The sequence below is a fragment of the Neobacillus niacini genome (genome assembly GCF_019749295.1).
Lineage (GTDB): Bacteria > Bacillota > Bacilli > Bacillales > Cytobacillaceae > Neobacillus > Neobacillus niacini_D.
This window is the reverse complement of record NZ_JACWFG010000005.1, coordinates 165,186-188,916: the sequence shown is the minus strand read 5'-3', so window position 1 is coordinate 188,916 and position 23,731 is coordinate 165,186. Positions and strand designations below refer to the sequence as shown.

The 23,731-nt window shown below is 37.7% G+C and carries 23 protein-coding genes and 11 tRNA genes; 2 read left to right on the top strand and 32 right to left on the bottom strand.

Translation table 11 applies throughout. The annotated features are described in order from the left end of the window. Window positions 1-16: 16 nt before the first annotated feature. From H0184_RS09800 to H0184_RS09710, 19 genes are all read right to left on the bottom strand, one after another. A complete protein-coding gene (locus tag H0184_RS09800) occupies window positions 17-586 on the bottom strand; it encodes a sulfurtransferase TusA family protein (RefSeq protein WP_221823862.1) in 570 nt (189 codons plus the stop codon). A gap of 50 nt (window positions 587-636) precedes the next feature. Then, window positions 637-933, bottom strand: coding sequence for a rhodanese-like domain-containing protein (locus H0184_RS09795; RefSeq protein WP_221823859.1), 297 nt, complete (start codon window positions 931-933; stop codon window positions 637-639). Between the two features lie 27 nt (window positions 934-960). Continuing rightward, a complete protein-coding gene (locus tag H0184_RS09790; RefSeq protein WP_221823857.1) occupies window positions 961-1,323 on the bottom strand; it encodes a rhodanese-like domain-containing protein in 363 nt (120 codons plus the stop codon). A 27-nt stretch (window positions 1,324-1,350) separates the two neighbouring features. Continuing rightward, window positions 1,351-1,830 carry a DsrE/DsrF/DrsH-like family protein gene (locus H0184_RS09785; RefSeq protein WP_221823855.1) on the bottom strand — a complete coding sequence of 160 codons (480 nt, stop codon included), beginning with the start codon at window positions 1,828-1,830 and terminating at the stop codon, window positions 1,351-1,353. Between the two features lie 123 nt (window positions 1,831-1,953). After that, window positions 1,954-2,217 (bottom strand): metal-sensitive transcriptional regulator, encoded by a 264-nt coding sequence (locus H0184_RS09780; RefSeq protein ID WP_221823853.1) that lies wholly within the window; start codon window positions 2,215-2,217, stop codon window positions 1,954-1,956. 146 nt (window positions 2,218-2,363) lie between these two features. After that, window positions 2,364-2,603, bottom strand: a complete 240-nt coding sequence (locus tag H0184_RS09775) for a rhodanese-like domain-containing protein (RefSeq protein WP_221823851.1) — start codon at window positions 2,601-2,603, stop codon at window positions 2,364-2,366. 150 nt (window positions 2,604-2,753) lie between these two features. After that, entirely contained in the window at window positions 2,754-4,703 is a 1,950-nt protein-coding gene (locus H0184_RS09770) for a CoA-disulfide reductase (RefSeq protein ID WP_221823849.1), read from the bottom strand. Window positions 4,704-4,958: 255 nt separating this feature from the next. Next, a complete protein-coding gene (locus tag H0184_RS09765; protein ID WP_221823847.1) occupies window positions 4,959-6,515 on the bottom strand; it encodes a glycine betaine uptake BCCT transporter in 1,557 nt (518 codons plus the stop codon). A 517-nt stretch (window positions 6,516-7,032) separates the two neighbouring features. Further along, window positions 7,033-7,114, bottom strand: a tRNA-Leu gene (locus tag H0184_RS09760). 8 nt (window positions 7,115-7,122) lie between these two features. After that, window positions 7,123-7,196 (bottom strand) — tRNA-Trp (locus H0184_RS09755). Window positions 7,197-7,228: 32 nt separating this feature from the next. Further along, window positions 7,229-7,313: transfer RNA gene (locus H0184_RS09750), tRNA-Tyr, on the bottom strand. A gap of 30 nt (window positions 7,314-7,343) precedes the next feature. Beyond that, window positions 7,344-7,436: transfer RNA gene (locus H0184_RS09745), tRNA-Ser, on the bottom strand. Window positions 7,437-7,466: 30 nt separating this feature from the next. Beyond that, window positions 7,467-7,543, bottom strand: a tRNA-Met gene (locus H0184_RS09740). Window positions 7,544-7,615: 72 nt separating this feature from the next. Continuing rightward, window positions 7,616-7,691, bottom strand: a tRNA-Ala gene (locus tag H0184_RS09735). 17 nt (window positions 7,692-7,708) lie between these two features. Next, window positions 7,709-7,785, bottom strand: a tRNA-Pro gene (locus H0184_RS09730). A gap of 7 nt (window positions 7,786-7,792) precedes the next feature. Next, window positions 7,793-7,869, bottom strand: a tRNA-Arg gene (locus H0184_RS09725). A gap of 42 nt (window positions 7,870-7,911) precedes the next feature. Beyond that, window positions 7,912-8,000 (bottom strand) — tRNA-Leu (locus H0184_RS09720). A gap of 5 nt (window positions 8,001-8,005) precedes the next feature. Continuing rightward, window positions 8,006-8,080, bottom strand: a tRNA-Gly gene (locus H0184_RS09715). A gap of 27 nt (window positions 8,081-8,107) precedes the next feature. Further along, a tRNA-Leu gene (locus tag H0184_RS09710) sits at window positions 8,108-8,189 on the bottom strand. A 279-nt stretch (window positions 8,190-8,468) separates the two neighbouring features. Between H0184_RS09710 and H0184_RS09705 the strand changes: the two genes are divergently transcribed. Further along, window positions 8,469-8,615 carry a hypothetical protein gene (locus tag H0184_RS09705; protein ID WP_221823845.1) on the top strand — a complete coding sequence of 49 codons (147 nt, stop codon included), beginning with the start codon at window positions 8,469-8,471 and terminating at the stop codon, window positions 8,613-8,615. Between the two features lie 46 nt (window positions 8,616-8,661). On the opposite strand, the gene H0184_RS09700 is transcribed toward H0184_RS09705, so the two are convergent. From H0184_RS09700 to H0184_RS09670, 7 genes are all read right to left on the bottom strand, one after another. After that, window positions 8,662-9,432, bottom strand: coding sequence for a class I SAM-dependent methyltransferase (locus tag H0184_RS09700; protein ID WP_221823843.1), 771 nt, complete (start codon window positions 9,430-9,432; stop codon window positions 8,662-8,664). 94 nt (window positions 9,433-9,526) lie between these two features. Next, the gene (locus tag H0184_RS09695) at window positions 9,527-10,282 is read right to left on the bottom strand and encodes an exodeoxyribonuclease III (protein ID WP_221823841.1); all 756 of its coding nucleotides are present in this window, start codon (window positions 10,280-10,282) and stop codon (window positions 9,527-9,529) included. A 187-nt stretch (window positions 10,283-10,469) separates the two neighbouring features. After that, on the bottom strand, window positions 10,470-11,255 hold the full coding sequence (locus tag H0184_RS09690) for a divergent polysaccharide deacetylase family protein (protein WP_221823839.1): 786 nt from the start codon (window positions 11,253-11,255) through the stop codon (window positions 10,470-10,472). Between the two features lie 51 nt (window positions 11,256-11,306). Beyond that, a complete protein-coding gene (locus tag H0184_RS09685) occupies window positions 11,307-12,950 on the bottom strand; it encodes a recombinase family protein (protein WP_260631517.1) in 1,644 nt (547 codons plus the stop codon). Between the two features lie 300 nt (window positions 12,951-13,250). Continuing rightward, on the bottom strand, window positions 13,251-13,691 hold the full coding sequence (locus H0184_RS09680) for a peptidylprolyl isomerase (protein WP_221823837.1): 441 nt from the start codon (window positions 13,689-13,691) through the stop codon (window positions 13,251-13,253). Between the two features lie 220 nt (window positions 13,692-13,911). After that, window positions 13,912-14,361 (bottom strand): CBO0543 family protein, encoded by a 450-nt coding sequence (locus tag H0184_RS09675; protein WP_260631516.1) that lies wholly within the window; start codon window positions 14,359-14,361, stop codon window positions 13,912-13,914. Further along, on the bottom strand, window positions 14,288-15,424 hold the full coding sequence (locus H0184_RS09670; protein ID WP_396953586.1) for a DUF2515 domain-containing protein: 1,137 nt from the start codon (window positions 15,422-15,424) through the stop codon (window positions 14,288-14,290). Before H0184_RS09670 ends, H0184_RS09675 begins: the two co-directional genes overlap by 74 nt. Window positions 15,425-15,504: 80 nt before the next feature. Between H0184_RS09670 and shc the strand changes: the two genes are divergently transcribed. Then, window positions 15,505-17,370 (top strand): squalene--hopene cyclase, encoded by a 1,866-nt coding sequence (shc, locus tag H0184_RS09665; protein ID WP_221823836.1) that lies wholly within the window; start codon window positions 15,505-15,507, stop codon window positions 17,368-17,370. Between the two features lie 200 nt (window positions 17,371-17,570). On the opposite strand, the gene mug is transcribed toward shc, so the two are convergent. The 6 genes from mug to abc-f form a co-directional block, all read right to left on the bottom strand. After that, window positions 17,571-18,080, bottom strand: coding sequence for a G/U mismatch-specific DNA glycosylase (gene mug / locus H0184_RS09660; RefSeq protein ID WP_221823834.1), 510 nt, complete (start codon window positions 18,078-18,080; stop codon window positions 17,571-17,573). A 50-nt stretch (window positions 18,081-18,130) separates the two neighbouring features. Then, on the bottom strand, window positions 18,131-18,706 hold the full coding sequence (locus tag H0184_RS09655) for a YitT family protein (protein WP_221823832.1): 576 nt from the start codon (window positions 18,704-18,706) through the stop codon (window positions 18,131-18,133). Window positions 18,707-18,791: 85 nt separating this feature from the next. Continuing rightward, a complete protein-coding gene (locus tag H0184_RS09650) occupies window positions 18,792-20,105 on the bottom strand; it encodes a Na+/H+ antiporter NhaC family protein (RefSeq protein WP_221823830.1) in 1,314 nt (437 codons plus the stop codon). Window positions 20,106-20,205: 100 nt separating this feature from the next. Next, window positions 20,206-20,634 carry a cell wall hydrolase gene (locus tag H0184_RS09645; RefSeq protein WP_221823828.1) on the bottom strand — a complete coding sequence of 143 codons (429 nt, stop codon included), beginning with the start codon at window positions 20,632-20,634 and terminating at the stop codon, window positions 20,206-20,208. Between the two features lie 120 nt (window positions 20,635-20,754). Beyond that, window positions 20,755-21,747 carry an L-glyceraldehyde 3-phosphate reductase gene (mgrA, locus tag H0184_RS09640; protein WP_221823826.1) on the bottom strand — a complete coding sequence of 331 codons (993 nt, stop codon included), beginning with the start codon at window positions 21,745-21,747 and terminating at the stop codon, window positions 20,755-20,757. A 97-nt stretch (window positions 21,748-21,844) separates the two neighbouring features. Next, window positions 21,845-23,731, bottom strand: a complete 1,887-nt coding sequence (gene abc-f, locus H0184_RS09635) for a ribosomal protection-like ABC-F family protein (RefSeq protein ID WP_463674756.1) — start codon at window positions 23,729-23,731, stop codon at window positions 21,845-21,847.

Sequence of the window (23,731 nt, the reverse complement as noted above, 5' to 3'; positions counted from 1 at the left end):
TATGGCTAAACTTATCCTATAGTGTAGTTGTTTTCCCGCACCATTGAATCATTCCTGGGATTACGTTAATAACTTTAGTAAATCCCTTTTCTGCCAGCTTTTGTGCAGCCAGGTCACTGCGACTACCTGTCCGGCAAACAACATATATTTCTTTTTCTTTATCTAATTCACCTGAACGTTGCTCTAGTTCACCCAACGGAATAGAGATAGCATTAGGTATATGATTAAACACATATTCTGCTGTTTCTCTTACATCAAGAACAACAATATTTTCACTTGCTTCAAGTTTCCTTTCGAGTTCACTATTATTAATGACATTCGGATGTTTTCTTTCAATTTTTTCATCATTTGAAGACTTTCTTATATAATGTCTTAATACTTCTCCTTCCTCCAATGTCCCTAAATACTGATGCCCTGTACTTTCAGACCATGCCTTAATATCAGCTTTTGACCCCTTATCTGTTGCTTGGACTTCTAATACTTGACCAGCCTCTAATCCACTCATTGTCTTCTTTGTTTTAACAATTGGCATTGGACATGCTAATCCCTTCGCATCTAAAATTACGTTTGCTTTCAACTTCTCCATCTTAAAGCCTCCATTTTTACCCTAAGGGGTATTTTGTTTTTCAAAAAAATCTATTCAACTTTGCCTTCCCAGGACATCATTCCGCCTGTCATGTTTGTCACATTAAACCCTTGGTACTCAAGAAATTGTGTTGCCTGACCACTTCTTGCTCCAGACCGGCAAACCATGATATATTCTTTTGATTTATCTAATTCATGCATACGGAACTCCAATAATCCTAACCGGATGTTTACAGCACCAGGTATCTTACCGCCAGCTACCTCATCAACTTCTCGAACATCAATAATATTTAACTTTTTTCCTTGGTTTAGTAATTGTTCAACTTCCTTTGCAGTTAGAGCTTTCATATGAATATCCTCCTCTTTTATCTATTATTATGACCAAGCGTTCATGCCGCCTTTTACGTTTGTTATTTTCGTATAGCCTAATTTTTTTAATACCTTACTTGCTTGCCCGCTTCTCATACCACTTTGACAAATGACAATTACTTCTTTGTCTTTCGAAAGTTCTTTTTCCGCTTTTTGTGCAAGTTGATTAAGTGGAATATTCTTGAATTCCCTAATGTGATTTCCTTTATATTCTCCAGGTGTTCTTACATCTATAAATAATTTATTTTTATCCTTTAGTTCATTTTTTAATTCTGTAGTTGAAATATTTCGCACGCCTTTTGTTGGCACGAAACGATAGGCAATCAATAATATAAAAATTGCTATGAATGCGTAATTAATATATTCCAAATATAGTTCCTCCTTTGGTTCTCAAAATTATATAAACAGATTGACATTACCATTTTCAGCCTCTGCTAAATAAGCTGCTACACCGGCATATTCTATATTGTCTAAAAGTTCTTTTTCTTGCAAACCTAGTAAATCCATTGTCATGGTACATGCTATTAATTTTACATCCTGCTCTTTAGCCATTTCAATTAGTTGAGGGAGAGGAAGTGCATTGTGTTTCTTCATTACCTTCTTAATTAACTTAGGTCCAAAACCTGCAAAGTTCATTCTTGATAGACCCATGTTATCAGCGCCTCTTGGCATCATTTTTGCAAACATCTTCTCCAAAAATCCTTTTTCAACTGCAATATTTTCATCTTTTCGTAAAGCATTCAATCCCCAGAAAGTGTGAAAGATTGTTACTTCATGATCATAGGCTGCAGCACCATTTGCAATAATATAAGCTGCCATTGCTTTATCATAATCTCCGCTCAATAAGACGATAGTTGTTCTTTTCTTCTCTGTCATTTTAGTGACCTCCTATATTGTAATTACCTATATGGGTATTAATTACTTAAAAAAAATATCTTTATTACCTTTACCCCTATGGGTATCATAGTAAAGAAAATAAAAGAGGGTGTCAACCCTTTTTTATCGACTTTTTACTAATAGATCTACTGCTTCTTTAATTAATTCTTCTGCACTTCTTTCCTGCGTTTCCTCTGCTTTTTTGACACACTCGACTAAATTTGAACTTACAATTACCCCTATTGTCCGATCAATGGCTGTTCTAGCTGCAGATAACTGAGTTATAACATCTTTACAATCCTTTTCTTCTTCCATTAAACGTAAAATTCCTCTAAGCTGCCCTTCGATACGTTTCACCCTATTTTTTATTTGATCATTATAGTCCATGACTTTACCTCCTTAACAGTTCTTTATTTCTAATTGACGACATTCATTTATACTATTTTGCCTAACCAATGAATATCCAACAATTTTATATCCCTTGTGTTTAAGTGCACGGATTCCAACATTTCTCTCAAGTAAACTTGATACAACTAAATGTGTAAATCTTTTTGTGGAATCTCTTTAGTGTGCCTTTTAAGGTAGGCTATTGGGATATTTAGTGACCCTTCAACTGGGTTCTGATAGGATTCATTATAATCTCTTAAATCAATTATTTCTAATTTAGTCGAATCAACTTCTTCTAGCATAGTATATTTTACACCGATGACTGGAAAATACCTTTTATATAATATAATTAGTAATACTAGTAATACTAAAATTAAATATATCATTTATGCCTCCCGCAATGAAACAAATATCAATGACAGGATTAATAATATACCCCCACAGGTATAAAGTCAATAGCAAATAGTAAATAAATACTACATATAAAAGACCGCAGTTAATAGCAGTCTTTTCGGAAATAACGATCAATAACTCGCTTATTTCCTTTTAATCCAGAATTTAATCAGTTTATCATTTTGTTCAATTTTTAAAATCGTATGTCCAGCATTTTTTGACCAAGCTGGAAGGTCATTTAGTGCACCTCTATCTGTCACATGAAGCTCTAAAACTTGATTACTTTCCAATGACTCAATGCCTTTCTTAAGTTTAACAATTGGCATTGGGCAAGTAAAACCACTAACATCTAAAACAGATTCTACAATTATTTCATTGGCTTTTTCTTCAACTACCTTTGTCTCACCAAGGTCGTTTGTTTTCGTTTCAACATTTTTATTTATATTAGTTCCATATACAGAGGAATAGGTTTTCCAACCGCCATCCACATTTTTAACATGGTACCCATTATTTTTTAGAATCCGGCTTGCTAAATATCCTCTTAACCCCACCTGACAACTTACATAAACCACTTTATCTTTTGGGATATCAATTAATTTATTTCTTAGGTCGTTAAGGGAGATATTTATTGAACCTTCTATAAAACCAAATTCACGTTCCATTGGTTCGCGAACATCGATTAAAAGTCCACCCTCTGATACAATTTTATCAACCTCATGCCATTGGATATGTTCTAATTCACCCTCCATGATATTCGTTGCTACATAACCTGCCATATTTACAGGATCTTTTGCTGATGAAAATGGTGGTGCATAAGATAATTCTAAATTTGTTAAATCTTCTACCGTTAATCCGCCCTTAATAGCTGTTGCAATAACGTCAATTCGCTTGTCGACGCCGTCTGCACCTACAGCCTGAGCACCAAAGATTTTTCCAGTTTCTTTGTCAAAGATTACTTTTAATGCAATCGGTGCCGCTCCTGGATAATAACCAGCATGAGAACTTGGATGAATATGAACGACCTCATAGTTTACACCTAAACGCTTTAATGTTTTTTCATTGGCTCCTGTTGCAGCAACCGTTAAGTCAAACACTTTTGCGATCGAGGTACCTAATGTCCCCCGGTACTTCTCTTTTTTGCCCATCATGTTATTCGCTGCAATACGCCCTTGTCGATTTGCAGGACCAGCAAGTGGAATCATTGCCTTTGTGCCATTAATGTAATCGACAACTTCCACTGCATCTCCCACTGCATAAATATCTCCATTAGAAGTTTGAAGATATTCATTTATAATAATTCCTCCACGCTCTCCTAATTCCAGTCCTGCTGTTTTTGCTAATTCATTTTCTGGTCTAACACCGATTGAAAGAATAGTCATATCTGTTTGGATTTCCGTTCCATCTGATAAGATTACTTTCTTACCATGTTCAGCAAATGATTGGACTCCATTTTCTAATAACAGTTGAACACCTTTTTCTTTTAAATGAGCGTGTAAAATACTGGCCATTTCAACATCAATTGGTGCCATAATTTGATTGGCCATTTCAATAAGTGTTACTTCTATTCCTCTATCAACAAGGTTCTCGGCCATCTCAATTCCAATAAATCCACCACCGACAACAACAGCCCTTTTTGGATTATGGTTATCAACATGGTTTTTGATTTTATCCGTATCAGGAATATTTCTTAATGTAAATAATGACTTATTTTCACTTAAACCAGGAATAGGAGGAACGATTGGTCTTGCTCCAGGGGATAATAATAACTTGTCATAGGACTCTTCATAAACTTCTCCAGATTGTAAATTCTTTATCATTACACTTTTCTTTTCAGGATTAATGCTTATTACTTCACTTAAATTTCGAATATCTAGATTAAATCGTTCAGACATTCCTTTAACTGTTTGTACTAATAGTTTGCTTCTGTCTTTAATTGTTTCACCGATATAATATGGTAAACCGCAGTTGGCAAAAGATATATGTTCTCCACGTTCCACAAGAATAATCTCTACATCTTCACTGATTCTTCTTAGTCTAGCAGCAGCAGTAGCTCCGCCTGCAACTCCCCCTACAATGATCACTTTCTGTGTCATAATTTTCCCTCCAAGGTGATATATGTTTTTATTTGGATAAGTTTAATTAAATAGCTTAGGTATATCTACTGGGGTTCATATACCCATAAGGGTATTATATTACTTAAAAAATATATGTAAAGTCCATTTAGAGACTTTCACATAATCTTCACAAATAGCTTCCTTAACTAATATAGTTAAGGCATTAGACATCATTATTAATAAAAAAAACAACGTCCAACCGAAGTTGAAACGTTGCTGTTTTCCTTTATATCCTTATATAGCTTCCTTAACATCCTCTTTCCTTTGTTTATCCACCGTTTTCTTTCTATTCATTTGTAACTGACCTAGTCCTAACTCGATTGCCTCCCGTTTTAACGATTTAAGTAAGCTGACTACCATTAACACCATAATAAATGAAAATGGAAGAGCTGCAATGATCATTGTGTTTTGCAGCGCTTGCAGGCCCCCAGAGTAAAGAAGAGCGAGTGCAATAACAGAGAGAAAGATTCCCCAAGTAGCTTTAATCGCTGTACTTGGATTTAGCGATCCATTTGTTGTCATCATTCCTAAAACAAACGTACCTGAGTCAGCGGATGTAACAAAGAAGGTAACAATAATCAAAATGGCGAACAGAGATAACGCCATTCCGAAAGGAAACCCTTCTAACACGCCGAAAAGAGATTCCTCTGGTGCTAATGAAGAGATCGAAAGCAGCCCTGTAGATTCAGTGAAAATGGCGGCACTTCCAAAGGTTGTAAACCAAATGAATCCAATAAGTGTCGGAACAAGTAAGACTCCTACGACAAATTCACGAATCGTCCGGCCCTTTGAGACTCTTGCAATAAACACTCCAACAAATGGAGCCCATGCAATCCACCATGCCCAATAAAAAATTGTCCACCCATTAATCCAGTTCCGCCCCTCTTCATTCAAAGGAGCAATACGCAAACTCATGTTAATGAAATTTTGCAAATAAGCCCCTACTGTATCTGTAAACAAGTTTAGGGTAAAAAGTGTCGGGCCAAGAATAAATACAATCATTAAGAGGACCGCCGAAAGCCCCATATTCACATTACTGAGAATTTTAATACCTTTGCTTAGACCCGTTAATGCCGAAATCATAAACAACACGGTCACAACGAGAATGATAACAGTTTGGGTTGTCAGCGTACTAGGAACATCAAAAAGGTAGGTCAACCCACCATTGATTTGCATTGCCCCAAATCCCAATGAAGTAGCGACTCCCATAACAGTAGAAATGACAGCAATGACATCAATTGCTTTCCCTACAGCTCCATCCGCATGTTTCCCAATCAATGGTCGTAAAGTACGACTAATTAAGCTTAGTTCCCCTTTTCTAAAAGTAAAATAAGCTAAAACCATCGCAATTGAACCATAGATCGCCCATGCATGAATCCCATAATGAAAGAACGTAAATCTCATTGCATCTTTTATACCTTGATCTGTCCCCTCTTGTCCTGTAGGAGAACTAATCATGTAATGGCTTATAGGTTCATACGTTCCATAAAACATTAACCCAATCCCGACACCCGCACTAAAAAGCATTGCAAGCCAAGTTGGACGTGAAAACTCAGGCTTATCCTCCTGTTTCCCGAGCTTAATCCGGCCAATTGGACTTACTAATAAATAGAAGCACACAAACACAAACAATGAAACAAGTAAAAGATAATACCACCCAAACGAATCGGTTATTACTCCTTGAGTACTACTCGTGACTTTCTCTAACGACGATGGCATTGCGATACCCATAAAAACTATACCGACCAATAATACGATTGACACATAAAAAACTGTTGAAGCATTTTTCATAATTTTAACTCCCATCTTTGATAAATTCGCAGAGGGCTTTACTTCAATTGGTGAACATATTAAAATGCAAAACCATATGATGAACGTATTTTTTGTGAAGTAAAATGAATCTTAACCCTTAAAATTGCGTTCATGAATTAACTTTTAATACAACATGCTCGTAAAATACCGTTGTCCTTCTATTTGGGTATGATGGAATAAATAGTTAGATTGAATACAACAGAGGTCGAGAAACTGTTACAGGTTTATAGGGGAATATTAAAACTATAACAAAGTGGACTATACCAAGCAAAGTGGAAATAAAAGCGTATTTAAGGCTCTCGTCTTGTTACCGCTTTATAGAAGGAAGAATCTAGACATATTCTTAAAATAACTCCCAGATCCTCAATATACAGCCAGTTTTCATTAGTTTAATAGAAACACATTAAGCGTTTTTCCAAATAAATTAAACAAAAGAGCACTCACAAATGTTTATTTTCAGACATTTGTGAGTGCTCTTATAGTTTTGACATAGATATACCGGTGGTCGGGGTCGAACCGACACTCCTTGCGGAACACGATTTTGAGTCGTGCGCGTCTGCCAATTCCGCCACACCGGCAAATAAATTGGCAGGGGTAGTAGGAATTGAACCCACACCAAAGGTTTTGGAGACCTTCGTTCTACCTTTAAACTATACCCCTAAGTGATAATGATTTTGCTTTAAGAATAAATTTGGTGGAGGGGGACGGATTCGAACCGCCGAACCCGGAGGGAGCGGATTTACAGTCCGCCGCGTTTAGCCACTTCGCTACCCCTCCACATTGGAGAAATTAATGATTAAAATTTTATGGAGGAGGAAGAGGGATTCGAACCCCCGCGCGGTTTGACCCGCCTGTCGGTTTTCAAGACCGATCCCTTCAGCCAGACTTGGGTATTCCTCCGAAAAAATATGCACAAAGATTTTAAAAACTTGGTAGCGGCGGAGGGGATCGAACCCCCGACCTTACGGGTATGAACCGTACGCTCTAGCCAGCTGAGCTACACCGCCAAATTCTAATTACATGGTAAGTTATTTTCAAAAAGGTGAAAAAACCTGATTATTTTGCTTCGCAAAAAATCTTGGTGGAGCCTAGCGGGATCGAACCGCTGACCTCCTGCGTGCAAAGCAGGCGCTCTCCCAGCTGAGCTAAGGCCCCAAGTTGTTTATTGAAGATGGTCGGGAAGACAGGATTCGAACCTGCGACCCCTTGGTCCCAAACCAAGTGCTCTACCAAGCTGAGCTACTTCCCGTAAAATATGGCGCGCCCGAAAGGAGTCGAACCCATAACCTTCTGATCCGTAGTCAGACACTCTATCCAATTGAGCTACGGGCGCATTAAATTATACTGAATGTTAATTTCACCATCGCAAAAAACTTGGTGCCGAGGACCGGAATCGAACCGGTACGGTAGTCACCTACCGCAGGATTTTAAGTCCTGTGCGTCTGCCAGTTCCGCCACCCCGGCAACATTGGAGCGGAAGACGGGATTCGAACCCGCGACCCCCACCTTGGCAAGGTGGTGTTCTACCACTGAACTACTTCCGCATATTATTTCCAGTTAGAAAACATAAGTGCGGGTGAAGGGAGTCGAACCCCCACGCCTTGCGGCGCCAGATCCTAAGTCTGGTGCGTCTGCCAATTCCGCCACACCCGCATGTTTTTCAAAAAAGCTTACTAGAAATCTAAGTTACTAATTTCGCCACGTCGTAGCGGCGACATTGATAATCTTACAACGAATTGCGACAAAAATCAACACCAAATTTCAAAAGATTTTTTTGGAAGTAAAAAAACACAAATAACTTATCCAATAATACTTTAAAATCCTAAAAGCATGCAAAGATTTTGTCACGATAAAAATAATAATGGTTTAGAACCTTTTTAATGGGAAAAAATACATTATAATTCATTCCCAAAAAAAGGAGATGATGTAACCTTGAGTTATATCCAGAAAAAAGACGCTGACAAAATTCTAACGAATCAGGAAAAGAAGGAAGAAAACTCAAGTAATGGTGAGAAATCACCTGAATTTGATGTTTTTGGAACAGCTCTTAATGACCTGCATAGTCCTTTTGAATTTTAAAACCGATAGTATAAAAGAGATTTTCCTCTTTTATACTATCGGTTTTCTACCTTTTTATCGCCTTTAAAACAATAGCTTCTCCAACAAATGAAATAATTTTATCATTCTCAATCAGAATACTAAATTTTTGTTTGATTTCTTTGGAGGATTTAAGAATCAATTGAGTTAAATTATTCTTTTCAGGTTCTGGAAGCTTCATGTTTGCACACCATGGTTCAAAACGAAAAGTTTTCTCAAATCGGCGCCATTCAAATATTTCCAAACCACTTTCCTCAAGCTTTTTGATCCATTCAGTTTTTTTCCAAGCTCGAAAATGACTATAATCACGTAGTTTTTCAATTTTATTATAAAAATGATCATATTCTTCATTTTCAGGAACAACATTATCGTCCAATAAAAATTGTCCATTTGGCTTTAGTACTCGATAAACTTCCTTAATGAATAAATCCACATTTGGGAAATGATGTGGAGCAATCCTACAGGTAACAATATCAAATGAGTCATCAGGAAAAGGCAGGTTTTCTGCATCTCCTAGAACAAATTCCACATTTGAATGGCCATTTCCTGTAATAAAGCTCTCAGCCGCTGCCAACATCTTTGCAGTAAGATCCAATGCCGTTACCTTCTTAACTAATGGTGCAAATGCGTTGGCAGTATGCCCGCCACCAGTTGCAATATCGAGCAGTATTTCCTGTCCTTTGACTTCCGCCATCTTAACCATCATCAATAAGTCTTTTCCATCTTTATGAATAGGACTAGACACGTAAGAATTTGCATTATTCCCAAATTGCTGCTGAACATCTTTTTTTATATCCATATCAATTCACCTCGTACTTCTAATTTATTCTATTCAATTAATAATTAAAATTACGAGGTTTTTATGATTCATCATAAGAAGAACTTATAGAACTTTACATTTCAAATTCGAGAACTACAGGACAATGATCACTACCCATTATTTCACAATGTATATCTGCAGAGGTCAGAGATTTGCTAAGTCTTTCTGAGACTATAAAATAATCAATCCGCCAGCCAATATTCCGCTCACGAACCTTTGCCATATAGCTCCACCATGTATAGGCTCCTTCTTTTTCAGGATTAAAATAGCGATAGCTATCAACAAAACCTGACTCTAGCAAAGATGTCATCTTTCCACGTTCCTCCACTGTGAACCCAGAATTACCCAAGTTAGACTTAGGGTTTCTCAAGTCAATTTCATGGTGGGCAACATTTAGATCACCACATAGTACTACAGGCTTAACTTGATCTAAATCTTTTAAATGTTCGATGATTCTGTCTTCCCACTCTAATCGGAAACCTAGTCTTGCCAAATCTCTTTGTGAATTTGGTGTGTAGACATTCACAAGGTAAAACTTTTCAAACTCTAACGTAAGAATTCGACCTTCATCTTGAGAATCCTCATCCCCCAAACCATAGCGGACTGAAATTGGTTCAATTTTCGTAAAAACAGCCGTACCTGAATATCCCTTTTTGACTGCGTAGTTCCAGTATTGATGGTAACCCTCTAGTTCAAGGGAGATTTGACCTTCCTGTAATTTTGTCTCCTGAACACAAAATATATCTGCATTAACTTCTTTAAAATAATCTAAAAATCCTTTATTCACACAGGCTCTAAGCCCGTTTACATTCCAAGAAACTAATTTCATGATTTTATTATCCTTTCCCCGATTATTCTCAAATCATTCATAGTTTGATAGGAGACATTGTATCAGCTTTAGATAATGATGGAAAGCAGTTCGTTTTTTGAATGTTATTTTTCAAAAGTCAGGCGCACATTGAAAGTAAGAAAGTCATGCGATAAGACAAAAAAGGCAACTGAATAGTTGCCTTTTTTCATGGGATTAGGTATTGTTCGGTTAATTTTGTTGCAAATAGCTGAGAAGCTGGAACGATTTTGATGTTTCGTCTTTTAAATTCGTCCATTGATTGAAAAATCCCTACAGAACATACTTTACCTGTAACACCAACATGACCAATGGCGATTCCTCTGCCTGTGAATTCAGTGATTTTAGCTAACCGATTCATTTGTTTTCTAACGTGACTTGAAGAAGAGATATCATCTAGGAAAACGTCTCTTTTTAAAAGCGGCACATTCATTTCCTTTGCAATTTGTGGAAACTTCGATTTAGGGCTTGTCCCGCTGTCGACAATATACAACTTTTTCTCCTTCGCCACTTCAACAATGGCTCTTACTACTTCCTCATCCTCAACAGCAAGGGACCCCATATGATTATTTAAACCTACTGCATACGGAACAGACTTTAGTGCTTCCTTCACCCTTTGCTTTACCTCTTTGTGTGAAAGATCTACCGTTATCGGTTTTGGGCCGAGCCAGGAACGTTTCCCTTTTTTCGGCTGCATAGGTAAATGAACCATGACCTCGAATCCATTTTTATGTGCCCATTCAGCATGTTCTTTTGAATGTTCAGTAAAGGGCATAACCGCTGCGGTAATGGGAATGTCTCCTTCTAGAAAATCTCTAACTCCCCCCGTTCCTCCGCCAAAATCATCAATAATAATAGCAGCCTTAAGCTGCTTATCATTATTCTTTTCAGCTGAAGCTGGGGTTTGCATGGTAAGCAATAGGAATGGGATCAGTATTAATGCAAATCGTTTCATAAAAACCTCCATAGAGATGTTTTTACGTTAATTTGCCCTGTGAGGTTGGATTCATTCTTGAGATGTAAATGTATCTTCTAAAGCCTTCGCAATACTGTTGCTAAATTTTATAGCAAAGGAATTCTTAGAGATAACTACCTCCCTAACCACTTTAGCCAGCATGACTTTTTTCTCCTGTAAATCTATGGAATTCTTATAGGTTTCTTTCCAATCTTTAAGCTGGTAATTTAACTTGTCAACATTAGAGCTATCGACTTCAGCATCCTCAATTTCTTTTTTGTACTTATCAATTCTTTCTAACAAGTCAATCTTAATGGCTCCATACTCCTCCATCTTTTTTGTTACAAATTCAATACTCATTTTTGACTTACCCAGCATTATATCATCAAAGTATTTTTCAACATCAATCAATGCATTACTTACGTCCTCGTATTGCTTTTCAAACTCTTTAACCTGTACTTTTCTTGCATCAAGTTCCTCAAAATCATATGAAATCTTCTCTGTATAATAACAATCAAACTGAATAGAGGTAATTACCTTTATGACCTCTTCCTCAACCTGTTTATCGATTGTAACCGCTCCAAAGTATCTCTTTTCATGACCAATAGGATTATTTCTAGCATGATGACAACTATACCTGTAAGTTCTGTACTCAACCACAGTCCCATCTTTATTGATTCTTTTCTTGTTAGTGAAGTCAGACTTTAGCTTATGACCACAATATGCACAGATAGCCAAGCCAGATAATAATACCTGTGATTTAAGTGGAACTCCAGACTTTGTTAAGCCACTATTCTCTTTTGCTCTATTATCCATTAGCTCCTGAGTTTTTTTAAACTGCTCTTTAGATACAATGACTAAATCGGGATTAAAAGGCTGTATTAACCATTCATATCGTTTGGTCTCTTTTCTTTGCTTACTTCTAGTTCCAGCAAACTGCGAAGTGTTGTACTTTTTATGGCCCATGTAAATAGGATTTCTCTGCATCCTAGTTATAGTGTTATGTCGCCATAACTTGCCTCTGTTAGTCAATCCCAAACCATTTAACCATTGAGCTATTGTAGATCCTCCCATAAGCTTATTGGTAGTCAAATCAAATATCATTTCTACAACCTTTGCCTCATCAGGATTAACAACAATCTTTTTTATGTTTTTTTCCTTTTTGCTATTCCTTTTCACCCCTGTGTCAATGAGCTGATAACCATATGGAATAGTACCTCCAAGATAGTAACCTTCCTCATTTAGCTGTTTCATTGCATCCTTTACTCTCATGGAAGTTTTTTTACTTTCTCTCTCGGACTGCCAATATCTGATAAAGTTTTGTGATGCATTTGAATGTTCCTTATTTATTAACTCTCCCTCCTTGACTGACCATACTTGTTTTCCAAGATTATAAAGGGATGCAATCCATAAGCTATACTCAATTCTTCTGCCTAATCTATCTGAATGGTAAACTAGCAAAATATTAAAATCATTATTTATAGCGCCCTGCTTTAATATCTTTAAGGTCTCTCTGTCCTCTATAGCTGTTTTATATCCTGACAGTTTTTCTGTTAACTCTTTTGTTATATGCCATCCTTTTTGCTCTGCAAAAGAATGACATTGAGCTTTTTGCATGGGAAAATCTTCACCATCTGGCACCTGTCTATCAGAAGATACCCTGTATAATGCCCAGACTATCATTATATTTTCCATATGTATTCCTCTCACTCAGCTTCATTTTATTTTGTTGTTACCTGAGATTGATTAGTCCAAAAAACATAAATCTAATATCCGAGAGATAATTGTATTTTGTAAATCAAAATAACTGCCTTCTTGCTGTGGTAGCTAATGTAGAATATCTGGAAGTAAATTAATGGGATTTTATAAAGTCAAAAGGGTACGTATGTTCGCTTACTACTTAAATTATACCATTAAATGAAGGGGAGTACAATTTTCAAATAGCCCAAACAGGCAGAAAAAAAGAGAGCATAGCTGCTCTCTCCTTACTGATGATTATTCCGCGTCAAATACTCTTACTTCTTGCATTTTATCACCATTTCTCATTTTAAGAGCAGTTTCAAGACCTGATGTTACTTGTCCAAAAACAGTGTGAACTCCATTTAAATGAGGCTGTGGCTCATGAACAATAAAGAACTGAGATGAGCCTGTATCTTTACCTGCATGCGCCATTGATAAAGAACCTGCTACATGCTTATGAGGATTTCCTTCAGTCTCACATTTGATGTTCTTTCCGCTGCCGCCCATTCCTGTACCAGTAGGATCTCCACCTTGACTAACAAAACCTGGGATTACTCTGTGAAAAACAACTCCGTCATAAAAACCTGAATTTGCTAATTCCTCAAAGTTTTTAACTGTATTAGGTGCTTCATTAGGGTAAAATTCTAACTCCATCTTTTCTCCATTTTCCATTACTATGTATCCTTTTTTTGCCATTACAAACATCTCCTTTATGTAAAAAATTCATTTTTATCATACACTTTCCAACGAAGAAAAGAAAGTTTCATGGATTAAATCTTAAATTTTGTGGTATTATAACAGTACCCCTTCCGAACATTCGCTTGTTGCGGGACACTTAACCACTGTACGGACGGAAGGGGTACCTAGTGTCGCTTAGGCGGCATTAGGGAAAGCCAAGACTGCGGTCTTGGCTTTTTTAATGCTCTTTATTTGTCAATCGATAAAATAAAAAAATAAACGAGAAGAAAACCAAATAGCCAAAAAAGCTATAGATATGCTTCCACTCACTCGAGTGTGCAAACAGTCCAAACAGCTCCGAAAACCTTTCAAATATGGGCATTAATAAGCTTAAAAATAACAGTATCCCTACTTTCCCCCATTTTGTGACCTTGTTCATCATAGTCAAGTACACCAAAACCAGCACAGGCAGACCTAAAAAGGTAAAAGCAATATTGAACGATAGCAGCTCAGGAAATGGCCTAATCGGGAACATGTACATATTCTTTCCAACAAAGTAAAGATCCAGCGAGGTACCAAGTAATACCGCTAACATGAGTGCAGGACCATATTCTTTAATCAAAGAGGTTAATGACTTTTTTTGCAAAGGCGGCAAGTTCAAGCCTTTCAAGCGTTTTACAGTATTCATATTCAATCTCCCCATTAATTTGTGCCTCACTAAGTTCAGAGAGATCATCGGCAATCTGCCAATCATGAAACCAGTCTCCCTTTTCCGCTTCTTGATGTTGAACATTTTTCCAAGCAGAGTTTAAACCTGGACTATAAATCCTTTTAGCTCCCCATTTTAGTTTGCAGGCGTTTAGACGAAGCTGATACGGAATTCCAGGAAAACCTTCGTTTACATTATTAAAAATATGCGGCCAATAATCTTTTCTTGACCCTGTATGATGATGCGCTTTTGCCCATTGTACAAACTGATTTAATAATTCCTTTTTTTGAAAGAGAACAGCATACAATCTTTTTCCTACTAAGATTCGTTCATGTAAGGACTGAAATTGATGGACCGTATGCCCAGCAAGACTCTTTTTTCGATAGGGAAACAAAATATGGTTAAATGACAGTATATCCTGAAGCTTAAACTCCAACGTGTCTAATACACCTTTTTGATAGATAGGGTTTTGGATTACTCTTTTTTCCAAATAATTTTGTTCATTTATAACAAGAGCAATTGATAAGAAATAGGAGTCTCGTTTCCTCCAAAAATAATTCCAAATCGTCTCCATGAAAATGGATATATTCAGGTAAGGCAGCAAATAAAATAATGGTTTATTTCTCTTTAAGCTCTCACTGTATAGTAATAATTGTGGATAGGCGTCCTGGAATATCAGCCAATTACCGCGCTCTAAAAAGGTGAAAAAGTCATTTCTTTCTTTTTTTGTAAGCAAGCGGGTAAGGAGCTCACCTTTTAAGTCGGTCATGTTCCAGCCGCCGTTTCTCGATACCATATGTCCTAAGAACGCCCAATGAATTTCAGGGTGCTTTTGGTAAATATCAAAATATGCCTTGGTCCGAGTGACATTATTCTGGTTAAGTTCATGTGTTGTACTTTTTATCCGATTTAAAAGATCTTGGTCCTCTTTTGTTAAATGATTAGCGTCGTTACTCGCCGCCTTTTTCATTTTTACCTTTAATTCATCCTTAATAGTTTCAATCGGCGTTTTTTCCCAATTTCTGATAAAAATAATAACCAAACCTCCCTTAAGAATTCTCCTCCTGCTTTCTGAATATGTATAGATGAGAATATTCAATTGGGAGAGGACTGAACGGTACGATGATCAATACAAGTAAAGGCATTGATTGGCTGATTGAGACAATTAGAAGGGATCAGTCTCCCGATGGCTCCTGGAATTATCCATTTGAAACTGGATTATCGACAGATGCCTATATGATCATTTTATTACGGACATTGGAAATAAATGATGAAGATTTAATAAAGGGGCTTTCCAAACGGATATTAAGCAGACAAGAAAAAAATGGTGCCTGGAAACTTTTTTATGATGAACGAAATGGTAACCTCACTGCAACAGTTGAATGCTATTACGCACTCCTTTACTCTGGATATTATGAGAAGCAAGATAAACGTCTTCTGGCTGCAAAGAAGTTCATCTTATCTAAGGGCGGGATTGAAGAAGTTAGTATGTTTACAAAAGTGATGTTAGCCTTAACAGGGCAGATGCAATGGCCATCTTTTTCCCCTCTGCCCATTGAAATAATCCTATTACCACTCTATTTCCCTATCAATTTCTATTCATTTTCCGTTTATGGCAGGGCTAATCTTACACCGATGATGATCCTTTCTGATAAGAAATTTACCTTAAAGACAAAAAAGAGCCCAGACCTTTCTGAATTACGGGCAGGTCGTGATTTCCATGATTCCTGGGTTCGTTCAAATGAATTACGGTCTCTGTTTTCGGTTATTGAGGATGGAGTAAAGGATTTAATAGGTTTACCGAATATGCTGCACAAGCTGGCTATTGAGCGTGCTGAAAAATATATGCTCGGCCATATTGAAGAAGATGGTACTCTTTACAGCTACTACAGCTCCACTTTTTTAATGATTTTCGCCCTCCTCGCCCTAGATTACAAGAAAAGTGACCCCGTTATCACTAGTGCTATTGCAGGGATTAAATCAATGAGGAGCACAATTACTGGACTCCCGCATATGCAATATACGACTGCAAATGTATGGAATACCTCATTAATTGGCTATGCGCTGCAGGAGGCTGGGACTTCACGAGAAGATCCAATGGTCGAGAAAGCCAATCAGTATTTATTAACAAAACAGCACAATAAATTCGGAGATTGGGTGATTCATAATCCTAACAGTTTGCCAGGAGGCTGGGGCTTTTCGGATGTGAATACCATCAACCCCGATGTTGATGATACTACTGCCTCATTGAGGTCGATTTCTAGAATGGACTCTGCTCATCGTGACGCATGGAGTCGGGGGATTAATTGGTTGTTGTCGATGCAAAATGACGATGGCGGCTGGGCTGCTTTTGAAAAAAACACGGATTCGAAGATTTTCGAATTTCTTCCCATTGAGAAAAGCGAATACATTTTATCCGATCCTTCTTGTGCGGATATCACAGGACGGACCCTCGAATTCTTTGGTAACTATACTAATTTATCTAGAGAACACCAAAGTATAAAAAAAGGAGTCAAATGGTTGATAGATCACCAAGAATACGATGGTTCTTGGTATGGGAGATGGGGTATATGTTATATTTATGGCACCTGGGGAGCGGTAACGGGTTTAAGGGCAGTTGGTGTACCTGCTAGTGATTCTTCGATTCAAAAAGCTATACATTGGCTGGAAGGCATTCAAAACGCCGATAGCGGCTGGGGGGAATCCTGTTATAGTGATAGTTTGCAAAAGTATACACACCTTGGAGCCAGCACGTTAACTCATACCGCCTGGGCACTGGATAGCTTAATATCCGTATCAGATAAACCAACAGCTCAAATCGAGAAAGGTATTTCTTATTTGTTGAGGAACCTTCAAAAAGAAGATTGGACCACTGCCTACCCGAAAGGACAAGGAATGGCCGGAGCCTTTTATATCCATTATCACAGCTATCGCTATATCTTCCCGTTGATTGCATTAGCACATTATCGAAAAAAGTTTGAAAAATAACTCGACGGGACTAATGTTCCGTCGAGCTTTTGGTTCATCGCTGATATATTCGATTTTTCGCTGATATATTCGATTTTCGCTGATATGTTCGATTTATCGCTGATATGTTCGATTTATCGCTGATATATTCGATTTTTCGCTGATATATTCCAGTTAACGCCGATATATCCGATATCACGATATCTCTCCAGAAAAATAGTTTAAATATTTATTAGTACTTCTAATTTCTTATAAATCTCAACAATTTCTTCTATTTTCATTCTAACTAACCCGCTGGATGACGGTGCAACAAAATCAATTGTTCCGGAGACGACTGCTTTCTCCTGCTTCCCCCATGGAACAGTTTTCAAACCGCTGTATTCCTGATACACTCCTTTGCCTACAAAGCAGACAATCCTCGGCTTTAATTGCTCAATTTTTTTCCTTAGAATCTCTTTTCCCTCTATATATTCTTCTTTCGTAATCTCATCAGCGGCTTTGGTCGGTCTTGCAACAATATTGGTGATGCCCATACCTAACTCTAACAATTTAGCATCTTCCGCAGCATCAAACCTTCGTGGAGTCAAACCCGCTTCATAAAGAATTCGCCAAAACCGATTGTTGGGATTGGCAAAGTGATGTCCCGTTTCGCTTGAACGAATACTTGGATTAAATCCGACAAATAAAACCTTTAAATTTTCTTTTATATGATCATTTACTGGCTTTAACATATTGACCTCTATTCATTTAACATTAATGACCCTATTTTACTAAACATTCATCAATTTTCATAATTACGCACTGAGGTGAGTACAGTCGCTAGTAACCCTACAATCGAAACAATTAACAACGAATATAGCAATCTAGGTTCCCGAAGCAGAAATAGACTCGACATAATAATCACTGTATCAATCGCATAAGCAATGATCCCGACATTAATCTTTGTCCATTTTGCAAGTAGCAATGCTAGCAGATCCATTCCACCTGGACTAATGTGATTTCTTAACATTATCCCTACCCCAAGTCCAACGATGACTCCCCCGATTATCACAGAGCTAATAATCGGCAAATGGAATACATCTCGTAAAGGTACTAAGATTTCAATCATAAATCCTGAAAAAACAGCCCCGATTAATCCATAAAAGAAGTAATCATAATCCGATTTATAAGCAAGTAGATATACCGGTATATTCAAAAAGACAAACGTCAATCCAATACTAAAATGCCATAGATAGTTGAATACGATGCTAATTCCAAACATCCCGCCATTAATAAGATGGAAGGGTAATATAAACCCATTCACCCCGACTCCAATCATCGTACTGCCAAATCCGATAACCGCAAATTTTTTAAGCATGATTCCCATCCCTTGTCCAAAGTTCTATATATCCACTTATATGTGGTTACAAGGGAGTTCATTCTTAACAAAAAGGCATGTTACGTTAAGCAGATGCTATACTTTTTGACTTTCGGACATGTTTGAACAAGGAAACTGTTAGGGTCAAACAAGGTAAAAACCATAAAAATGATGCATAGGGCAAATACTCCAAAATGGGGATTCCGACTATAGTACTGCACATAATCGCCAACACACTCCAAGGCACAATACCAGGGAAAATCATGGTGGTATCCCCCATCACTCTTGCCAATTCTGCTTTCCCATATTTACTTGACCAATGAGGTAAGAAGGATCTCCCTGTCAGGATAATCGGCAGCGTTTGATTAGCGGCAATAAAACTTATCAATAGAGTAGCCAGCAAAGTTTTAAACGTGTCTCCTGTTAAAGAAGTTGAACTTTGCAGCCATTTATCAAGATAAGGCTGAATGACCTTTAATTCTTCCAGTAGACCATTATAGGCGCCGGCTACTGCAAGAAACAGCAATAGTTCGTACATTTGAATAAAGCCTCCGCCTAGGCCATCAATTCCATTCCAAAAAGCGTGAACAATTTCCACTAGCGCTACACCCTCAATTAACGAAATGATGCCAGCGGAAATGATACTTGTAAGAAAAGCATAAATAATACTAACTCGGAATAGAACCAAGAGAAGTAAAATGATAGGTGGGATAAACTTTATCAACGATAGATCACTCCATCGTAAAGGCGCTGAATAACGTATTGTTACATCAGAAAAGAAATCAAAGCTTCCATAAAATAGAAAAGATACAACAACAGAGATTAATGTAGTAATTAACATCGCATTCCATTGTTTTTTTACTGGTAATTCAATTGTATGTGCTAGAAGCTGATGAGCACTTGAAAATGGTGAGGTTCTGTCTCCGACAAACGCCCCTGAAACCAATGCCCCTGCTACAATCTCAGCCTGCAAATTTAAAATCACAGCTGTACCCAATATTGGAATCCCAATCGCACTAAGAGTTCCAACCGTTGTTCCAAGAAGCATAGAAAAGACCATTGCTGAAATAAATGTTAAAACATAAAAATAATGCGGATTAATTAAATTAAGTGCAATTTTCACCATTTGCTCAATCGTTCCTGAAAGATACCAGGAAGGGAGTAAAAAACTAACTAGGAATAGAATTAAAATGACAACCTTTGTCTTATTAACTCCTCTTATACTTATCATGAAGACTTGTTTGACACTCTGCTTAATCTGTATTGAAAGATAGACTAGAAATAGAAAACCAGGCAGAAACCCAATGACCAGCGGCTGATGGAATATAACTGACCATAATACACCGGTTAATGTAACAGTAAGGAGAATTATTAATTGCTTCATAGAAAATCTTTGCATTTTGGACCAACCTTATTTTTTTAATAAGTCTAATTATAATGATTGCTGTATTTTTCGAAAAGCAAAAAAATTAGAGCCGCGAAATACGGCTCTATTACGATTAATAGGTGTTATAAATATTTTCGCATTCTTCACCTGTAGGCTGGTAGAAACAATGCAGTTTGAATCGTCCAACTAGAGGTTGATCGTACCATGTTTGCGGGCAATCACCCTCAGGTCTGAAATACCAAAGAGAAAATTTCGCCGGCCAAATTCTTTCTCCATTAACAGCTCTTTGAGCTAAGCGCCTTTCAGTTGTTCTGGCGCGTTGATAAAAATAACCTTTTGTAGTAGCTTCAAAAGCATGCGGCTGGTAAATCATTTGCGGAACTGTTCTAAGACCTTTAAAATCAGAGCAATTTGCACGTATGCGATTGATCCCCACATTTCCTACCATTAACATTCCTTGGGTGCCTTCCCCTTCGGCTTCTGCCCTAAGCAGTCTTGCTAAAAGGTCAATATCCGAAGAACTGGCTTTAACTACTGCCATTAAGTCACCTCCCATGTGTATTCACCTACAGCATATTCCGATGGGAGTATTCGATGACAAATGATGAAACAAATCTTTCCTAACAAAACGCAAATCTCACACAAAGTTAGCTTCAGACATCTAACTCTTTAAAATATCTTCTATTCTATTTAATTCTTCCTCTGTGAAAGAAAGATTATTTAAAGCAGCAACATTCTCTTCTAATTGACTTACCCGGCTGGCACCGATTAATGCAGAGGTTACTCTTCCTCCTCTGAGGACCCAGGCAAGAGCCATTTGGGCTAAATTTTGACCTCGTTCCACTGCAATCTCATTTAATTTTTTCACTCGATTTACAACTTCGTCTGTCACTTGCTCTTTACTTAAAAAGCTTGATGTTTTTGCCGCTCGTGAATCAGCTGGGATGCCATTAATATATTTATTAGTTAACAAGCCCTGCGCTAACGGGCAAAATACAATCGAGCCCACTCCATTTTCCTGTAATACATCCTGCAAGCCATCTTCTATCCAGCGATTGAACATGGAATAGTTTGGTTGATGAATGACAAGCGGCGTTCCTAATGCATTTAAGATTTTGACTGCCTCCGCTGTTTGTTCGGCGCTATAATTTGAAATACCAACATAAAGTGCTTTTCCTTGGCGGACAATGGAATCAAGCGCGCCCATTGTTTCTTCAAGTGGTGTATTTGGATCAGGCCGGTGAGAATAAAAAATATCCACATACTCTAAACCCATACGTTTTAAGCTTTGGTCTAAGCTGGAAATTAGATATTTTCTTGAACCCCAATCCCCGTATGGTCCCGGCCACATGGTATAGCCGGCTTTCGTTGAGATAATCATCTCATCCCGGTATGGTGCAAAATCACCTTTTAACATTCTGCCGAACATTTCTTCTGCAGACCCAGGTGGTGGTCCATAATTATTAGCAAGGTCAAAGTGAGTGATCCCTAAATCAAATGCTCTTCTTAGCAATGCCCGGCCATTTTCATATGTATCTACTCCGCCAAAATTATGCCATAAACCTAGTGATATCGCTGGCAGTTGTAAACCAGATCTCCCGCTTCTATTGTATTTCATTGTGTTATATCGAGATTCTTCTGCTAGATATACCATTTTATCCCTCCTTTTTTCATTCATTTACTATTATAAACATTACCGGTTTAATAAAAAATCCCCCAAGAGACATTTCTCTTGAGGGTTGAGAGTGAATCTAAACCACATCATCCAGTTGCTTATATAAATGATCTCTTTCTATTTCTAATTTCTCTAATTCTTTGTAATTATTTTGAAGAATTTCTAGGTCTAATCCTGCTTCCATCCGCTGCTTCAATGAGTGAATCTGGGCCTCAAGTTCCTCCAGTTTTTGTTCAATATCCAATGCATTAATAGATACAACTGCTAGTTGTTTCTGAACTTTTTCAACTTTTTTCGGTGCTGTTTTTTCAGGTTGGGAGGATGGAACTACTTTAACCAAACTTAATTTCTCTTTCGCCCAATCATAGTTCCCATCGAAGAAATATACAGTCCCATCCTGAAGCCAATAAATTTTTGTAAACAACTTATTGAGAAAATACCGGTCATGAGATACGGCTAAAATGGTGCCGTTAAATTGCTCCAATGCTTCTTCTAATACCTCACAGGAATCAATATCAAGATGGTTTGTGGGTTCATCTAGTACCAAAAGGTTAATATCCTGATGCATAAGCTGAGCGAGACGCAATCGCATTCTCTCCCCGCCGCTCAATTGATTCACCTTACGAAACACCGCTGGACCATAAAATAAGAACCGGGCTAAAATATGTCGTGCTTCCCCTTCATTAACAGTTACTTCTGAACGAAATACATCAATAACCCGCTCATCACCAATGGTATGAAATACATGCTGAGATAAATAGCCAATCTTTACATTACTGCCAACCTTAACACTACCTTTATCACTATCACATTCACGAAGGATCATCTTTAACAGAGTTGATTTCCCCGTTCCATTTTCGCCCACAATCGCGGTCCGATCTCTGTACTGAATCAGCATATTTACTTCTTCAAAAAGTGTCCTGCTTCCAAAACTTTTCGAGACATCCTCTAGTTTAATAACATCCTTCCCGCTGCGGTTCTTGGCTTCAAAGTCAATCGCCATTTTTTTTACGTCTAGCTTTGGACGGTCGAGCTTTTCTATGCGATCCAGTGCCCGTTGCATATTAGTGGCCCGTTTATGAAGTGCAGCGCTCGGTGGATTGGCACGATTGGCCCAATCACGAAGACGTTTAATTGCTTCTTTCATTTTTTTAATTTTCCGCTGCTGTTCTTGGTATTCCTGGAACTCCCTTAACAACCGTTCTTCCTTCTCTTTTACAAAGCCGCTAAAATTTGTATGGTACAGCTCTATTTCGCCATCCTCCATATCGAGAACCTTTGTCACGACCTCATCTAAAAAGTAACGATCATGAGAAATAAGAATGATGGTGCCGGAATATTCCTTGAGGAAGGTCCCCAGCCACTCAATTGCCATTAAGTCTAGATGGTTAGTTGGCTCATCTAATAACAGCAGCTCTGGTTTCTTTAATAAACTTAACGCCAGACCCACCTTCGTCTTTTCACCGCCGCTTAACAGTGTAAAAGGTTTATCAATTAGGTTTGTAATATTTAATCCATGTGTAACAGTATCCATTTGCGCATCCATTTCATATCCGCCGTTTAGGATAAAATCATCCTGAAGCTTTCCGTATTCGTTCATGAGTTTTTGAAGCTGTTCAGGTGAAAGCTCTTGCCCCATTTCAAACTCTAATTGCTGAAGTTTTAATTCTGTTTTCACTAATTGCTCAAACGCAGTCTTTAAGACTTCTTTCACAGTTAAGTCGTTATAATCTGGAATTTGGGCTAGGTAGCCAATTTTCAGCCCCTTTTTCCAATGTATTACACCGCCATCAACCGTTTCTTGATTGGCAAGCATTTTTAGTAATGTCGTTTTCCCGCTGCCGTTCCGACCAACCAAACCGACCCGATTTCCTTCATGGATTTCAAATGATAGATCTTCAAAAATAATATTTCCGCCAAATGATTTTATTATATGATTAACACTACATACGATCATGTTCAT